The organism is Burkholderia sp. AU6039 (assembly GCF_002223365.1).
In the GTDB taxonomy this organism is placed as follows: domain Bacteria; phylum Pseudomonadota; class Gammaproteobacteria; order Burkholderiales; family Burkholderiaceae; genus Burkholderia.
Genome location: NZ_NKFK01000005.1, coordinates 2,798,093 through 2,804,354, shown reverse-complemented (window position 1 = coordinate 2,804,354; position 6,262 = coordinate 2,798,093). Strand labels below are relative to the sequence as shown.

Sequence of the window (6,262 nt, the reverse complement as noted above, 5' to 3'; positions counted from 1 at the left end):
CCCCTTGAAGGGTCGTTCGAGACCAGGACGTTGATAGGTCAGGTGTGTAAGCGCAGTAATGCGTTCAGCTAACTGATACTAATTGCCCGTAAGGCTTGATCCTATAACAAGTCTGTCTCGCGCTGAAAACAGCGCGTCGGACTGGTTGATTCTCGTGTGTGATACACACAACTCAAGATTACTGCTTCTTCCCGGATTGGTTGTGCTGCGAAGCCAGCACAACAACCCTCTTTGCCTGATGACCATAGCGAGTCGGTCCCACCCCTTCCCATCCCGAACAGGACCGTGAAACGACTCTACGCCGATGATAGTGCGGATTCCCGTGTGAAAGTAGGTAATCGTCAGGCTCCCTAAGCCAGAAACCCCCGCCCGAAAGGCGGGGGTTTTTGCATTTGGGCGGAGGAAATGCTTCGGGGGACGGGATGGACAGCAGGCTGGATACAGCTCCGCGTCACCCCTACCTCCAGGCACGTTTCCCGGCGCCACACGTCAATCTGGCGGAAACCGGGGGGCGAATGTGTCGACCCAGGCCTCCAATGTTCTCGCGACGCTCTCTCTGTACCATACATCCATCGGCCTGCAATTAGTCCCCATCAGACGTCGATTTATCGACGAATGGCGCGATGATGGCTGACGATGGGCGACGTTTGTCGAAAATGGCTGGCAATTGATGTGTTCGGGCAAAAGGCATCTTGCACCATCTACCGGTCCTTCGACGCGGTGTATCGACGTGATCGCCGGCACACAACAAACTCAGCGCCAAATCGTCATAAAAATCTATGCGCATAAAGTCCATTCGGGCGACATGCCCTGCAGAGCGGGGTGCAAGCCCTTCGGGGTAATATCACCATTCGTCCCGATTCCCGGTGCTTCCACGCAACCGCCGGCGGTCGGGGTCCGCCGTATCCCGTCTCCAGCACCGTTCATGACTGATAGCCCTGCCCAAGGTGGTCGGACGACCGACTTCTTGCCGTATCTCGTCGCCGCAACGTTCTTCATGGAGTACCTCGACACGACCGTGATCGCGACCGCGCTACCGCAAATGGCGCGCTCGTTCGATGTCGGGCCGAACGCGCTGAGCCTCGGGATGACCGCCTATATGCTGGCGCTGGCAGTGTTCATCCCGATCAGCGGATGGATCGCGGACCGCTATGGCTCGCGCACGGTGTTCGCCAGTGCAATCGTCGTCTTTACCGGTGCGTCGGTGCTGTGCGGGTTGTCCGAGGGTGTCGTGACATTCACCGCTGCGCGCCTGCTGCAAGGCGTCGGCGGGGCGATGATGGTGCCGGTCGGGCGCATGATCGTCGTTCGCAGCACCGAGAAGGCGAAGCTGATGCGCGCGATCGCGACGATCACGTGGCCAGGCATCGTCGCGCCTGTCGTCGGGCCGCCGATCGGCGGCTTCATCACGACCTATGCATCATGGCGGTGGATCTTCCTGCTGAACGTCCCGTTCGGCATTGCCGCACTGGTCTGCACCTGGCTGATCGTCCGGAACACGCGGGCCGACGAGCAACGACCGCTCGACTGGGGCGGCTTCGTGCTCGCCGGGGGCGCGCTGACCTGTCTGCTGATCGGCACCGAAGCGGCCGGCCAGCAGGACGTCCACTTTACGCGCGCAGCCGTCCTGGTGGGCGCGAGCGTGCTGTTCGGCATCGCCGCCTGGTGGCATGCGCAACGTTGCGCGCATCCGCTGCTCGACTTCACGACATTGAACGTGCCGACGTTCTCGGTGACCGTGATTACCGGGTCGATCACGAGGATGGCCATCAATGCGGTGCCGTACCTGCTGCCGCTGCTGTTCCAGATCGGTTTCGGGCTGTCGCCGTTCCAGTCCGGCCTGCTGCTGCTCGCGAGTGCGCTCGGCAATCTCGGGATGAAGGCGGGAACGTCGTGGATTCTCGACCGCTACGGCTTCCGGCGCGTCGCACTCGTCGACGTGACGATAGTCGGCCTCTTCACGATCGCATGCGGCTGGCTGACTGCATCGACACCATTGGCGATTACGCTGTTCGTCGTATTCGTCTACGGACTGACGCGGTCGATGCAGTTCACGACGCTCGCGACGCTGGCCTATGCGGATATCCCGGCCCAGCAGACAAGCGCGGCCAGCACGTTGTGGAGTGCTGCTCAGCAGATGACGATCGGGATGGGCATCGCGTTCGGTGCGTTGTCGCTTCGACTCGCGGCGTTGGTGCGGGGCGATGCGGCCGGCATGCACTACGTACTCGACGACTTTCGCTGGGCGTTCGTCGCAGCGGGCGTGCTCGCATTGCTGACGTTGCCGGGATACGCACGGCTCGCCTCCGACGCGGGTGATCGATTGCGGGCGAATGTGGCGCGCGGGTAGGTCGGGTTCCCATCGACCTTGTGCTGCGACAGGTGAGTGCTTCTGCTTCCTGTCGCTCACTTGAAACGTCGATCCGACGAGTCGCGACGGTCTGGCGCGAATCGAAAGCGATCATCTGCCGGATTGGATGGGTGAACTGGTCGCGCGCTGATGTCCTTTGCAAAGAATCCGGATTGGTAACGAGCGATTGGCACGTCGGATGCGCGGCATTTCCCGCACAAATCCGTCTGCGTGACGGATGGCTTGCGAGCATCGTGCGTATTCCGCTCGCCGTCACTGCGCGTCATGGAAGATGATGCCGACCGTGTGGCGGTGGCCGCTTCGAATCCGGCTGACGCCGTGGCGCAGGTTGACGCGATAGACGCCGCGCGTTCCCTGCACCGGCCTGCCGTGCACGGCGAAGATGACGGCGTCGCCTTGTGTCAGCGGCACCACTTCCGCGCGCGATTGCATGCGTGGTCGCTGTTCCGTCAGCACGAACTCCCCACCTGTGAAATCGCGGCCGGGCGCCGATAGCAGGATCGCGACCTGGAGCGGAAAGACGTGCTCGCCATACAGGTCCTGATGGAGGCAGTTGTAGTCGTCGGCGCCGTATTGCAGGATCAGCGGCGTCGGTCGCGTCTGTCCTGCTGCGTGGCAGCGATCGAGGAAGGCCGCGTGGTCTGCCGGATAGCGGACGTCGATCCCGAGTGCCTTGTTCCAGCGATTCGCGATTGGCGCGAGATGCGGGTAGAGCGTCGCACGCAGCTCGGCGATGACCGCGGGGAGCGGATACGCGAAATACTTGTATTCGCCGCGGCCGAACCCGTGCCGCGCCATCACGACGCGCGAGCGATAGAGTGCATCGTGTGGATAGAGTGACGCGAGCGTCGTACATTCGCTGGCCGAGAGCAGGCCCGGCACGCGCGCGCATCCGTAGCGATCGAGATCGGCATCGACAGTCATCCAGTCGATCGCGTCGACGCGTTGCGCAATTTCCAGTGATTCGACGGCAGGTTGCAGGTCGGCAATGTTCACGGGCATTCCTCGGTTCGTCAGCAATGTGGCGCCATGCAGTCGTGCGGAATGCTTCGGGCACGTCGTCCGCACGGTTGAGTCCACGATAAATGTTGATGAGCCCAGTCTACGGATGTCCATGCGCCGGCGCGCTCCAGATCTTGCGCTTCAATTCGGGAAAGGAAGAGGGTGAGCATTCGCGACGGCATGGGCGCACCGAATGCCTCGACGAGTCGAATTGGAGAGACGGAGAGACGGGACGGCGAGGGACGAGGGTCGAATCTTCCCAGCAGGTAGCCGGCTCCTCCCGGCTACCCGCTGCATCACCGCTTACGCCACCGACCGGAACAGCCAATAGAGCCCGCCGGCAAGCACGATCGACGCCGGCAGCGTCAGCACCCACGCCAGCACGAGGCTGCGCACCGTGCCCCACTGCAAGCCCGATCCGTTCGCCGCCATCGTGCCCGCGACGCCCGACGACAACACATGCGTCGTCGACACCGGCAATCCGTACACGTCGGCCGCGCCGATCGTGAGCATCGCGACGAGTTCGGCCGATGCGCCCTGTCCGTACGTCAGATGCTGCTTGCCGATTTTCTCGCCGACGGTCACGACGATCCGCTTCCAGCCCACCATCGTGCCGAGGCCCAGTGCGATCGCGACCGCCACCTTCACCCACGTCGGAATGAACTTGGTCGCGTGGTCGAGCTGCTTGCGATAGTTGTCGATCGCGAGCTTGTCGTCGGCGGCAAACGCGGGACGGCCGGACTTCTCGATCAGGCGGATGGCTTCGGATACCAGATACATCGTGTTGCGCACGTTGTCGACGTCACGTTGCGGCACGGCCGCCATCGAGCCCGATGCACCGACGGCGGTCGCGAGCGACGTGGACAACTGCTGTACGGCGGGGATCACGGCTGGCGTCAGTTCGCGATGCTGGACGTAAAGCTCGACGTCGGCACGCGGGTTCGCGGACGCTGCAACGCCGTTCGTGTACTTCCCGAACGTCGCGGCTGCCTGGTTCGCGACCGCCACGAAGGTCTGTGTCTCGGCCGGCGTGACGGCCTTGTTCAGCGCATAGGCGGTCGGCACCGTGCCGATCAGGATCAGCATGATGAGCCCCATCCCTTTCTGGCCGTCGTTCGAGCCGTGCGCGAACGACACGCCCGTGCAGGTCAGGATCAGCAGGCAACGAATCCAGAACGGCGGCGGCTGGTCCTTCGGCGGCTCCTTGTACAGCTCCGGAATCCGCACGAGGGTTTTCAGCACGAGCAGCAGCAGCGCCGCGCACAGGAAGCCGACGAGCGGCGAGAGCAGCAGCGACTTGCCGACGCCAAGCGCCTGGCCCCAGTCGACGCCGCTCGTGCCGGACGGCCCGTGCATCAGCTGGTTCATCAGCCCGACGCCGATGATCGACCCGATCAGCGTATGCGAGCTCGACGACGGCAACCCGAAATACCAGGTCGCGAGATTCCATACGATCGCGGCGATGAGCAGCGCGAACACCATCGCGAAGCCTGCGCCGCTGCCGACCTGCAGGATCAACTCGACCGGCAGCAGTTGCAGGATGCCGAACGCGACGGCGCCGCTCGAGATCATCACGCCGAGGAAGTTCCATAGGCCGGACCAGATCACCGCGACGTTCGGTGTCAGCGAGTGCGTATAGATCACGGTGGCCACCGCGTTCGCGGTGTCGTGGAAACCGTTGACGAATTCGAAGCCGAGCGCGATCAGCAGCGCGGCGCCGAGCATCAGGTACGGGAACAGTGATCCTTCGCGCATCGGCGACAGATCGTCGATCAGGTGCGTGGCGATATAGATCGCGCCGATCGCGAGCACCAGCAGGAAGACGGCATAGCCGAGCTGCTTGGTGCGCTCGACGGAACCCGAATTGCTCGGGGCAGACGAAGCAGGTTGATTCATGACGGTATCTCGTAAGGGAACCGCGACCGATCCTAGCTTCGGCTAGCAGTCAGTTTGATGACAGCAGGGACAACGAACGGGGTGTCTTACAGCGACGTAAGGTGAACATCGCCAGGCAATTGCGATACGACGCGATACGTCGGCTCGTGTCGTGGTCGATATCACGAACGCGACACGGCGGGCGGCCAGGTCGCAGTGTCGCGCCGATCGTCGTCGGCGATCAACGTCCATCCGTGCGGCGACGCAGCGAATGTCGTGCACGACAGCGGTGCGACGTCGATGCGGATTGCCGCGTCGGGATCCATCCGCAGCGCATGCGCGACGGCCGCGCGAACGATCGGTGCATGCGTGATGGCGACGATGTCGCGGCCGTGTTGCAGCGCGTTCAACCATGTGCCGACGCGGCGCATCGCTGCATCGAACGATTCGCCGCCGTGCGGCGACGCGGAGGGATCGCCGATCCACGCGCCCAATTCGGCAGGCAGGTCGCGCGCGAGGTCGTGCAGCCGCTTGCCGCGCCAGTTTCCGTAGTCGATGTCGCGCAGCGCGTCATCGATGTCGGCATGCAGGCCGAGCGCATCGGCGGTCTGCACCGCACAGCGGGCCGGGCTGCACAGCACGAGCGCGCCGGTCACGCGTGCCCATCGGTCGTGCAGCGCCGCGGCGTCGGCGAGCCCGTGCGCGTCGAGCGGATCGTCGTCGGGAAATGTCCCGGTGCGCATCGCCCGGGTCGAGGCGTGTGCGATCAGGCGCAGCGAGGCAGGCGTGTTCATGTCGTGTTTCGGATGATCCGGGACGAGTGAGTTCGATCACCCGTCGCCGCTTCAATACGCGAACGTTCGCGCGTACAATTCGCCCGATACGAAACGCGGAAGCCGGTGCAATCCCGGCGCGGTCGCGCCACTGTAACCGGTGATCCATGATCCCGGAAGCCAGACCTGCCTTCGTACCCATCCAACATTTGTCGGGGCGCGATTCCCCTGAGGTGCATCC

4 protein-coding genes, 2 rRNA genes and 1 riboswitch are annotated in these 6,262 nt (G+C 63.5%); of the genes, 3 read left to right on the top strand and 3 right to left on the bottom strand.

Annotated elements, in window-relative coordinates:
- The 3 genes from CFB39_RS30275 to CFB39_RS30265 form a co-directional block, all read left to right on the top strand.
- Nucleotides 1-103, top strand: a 23S ribosomal RNA gene (locus tag CFB39_RS30275); the annotation flags it as partial.
- Nucleotides 104-234: 131 nt separating this feature from the next.
- Nucleotides 235-347, top strand: a 5S ribosomal RNA gene (gene rrf / locus CFB39_RS30270).
- A 578-nt stretch (nt 348-925) separates the two neighbouring features.
- Entirely contained in the window at nt 926-2,350 is a 1,425-nt protein-coding gene (locus CFB39_RS30265) for an MFS transporter (protein WP_089433232.1), read from the top strand.
- 273 nt (nt 2,351-2,623) lie between these two features.
- Here CFB39_RS30265 and CFB39_RS30260 read toward each other — a convergent pair whose 3' ends face one another.
- From CFB39_RS30260 to CFB39_RS30250, 3 genes are all read right to left on the bottom strand, one after another.
- Nucleotides 2,624-3,367, bottom strand: a complete 744-nt coding sequence (locus CFB39_RS30260; protein ID WP_089475710.1) for a 2OG-Fe(II) oxygenase — start codon at nt 3,365-3,367, stop codon at nt 2,624-2,626.
- Between the two features lie 309 nt (nt 3,368-3,676).
- Nucleotides 3,677-5,269, bottom strand: coding sequence for an inorganic phosphate transporter (locus CFB39_RS30255; protein ID WP_089475583.1), 1,593 nt, complete (start codon nt 5,267-5,269; stop codon nt 3,677-3,679).
- Nucleotides 5,270-5,430: 161 nt separating this feature from the next.
- A complete protein-coding gene (locus CFB39_RS30250) occupies nt 5,431-6,042 on the bottom strand; it encodes a histidine phosphatase family protein (protein ID WP_089475582.1) in 612 nt (203 codons plus the stop codon).
- 45 nt (nt 6,043-6,087) lie between these two features.
- Nucleotides 6,088-6,230: riboswitch (cobalamin riboswitch) on the top strand.
- The last annotated feature ends 32 nt before the right edge of the window (nt 6,231-6,262 follow it).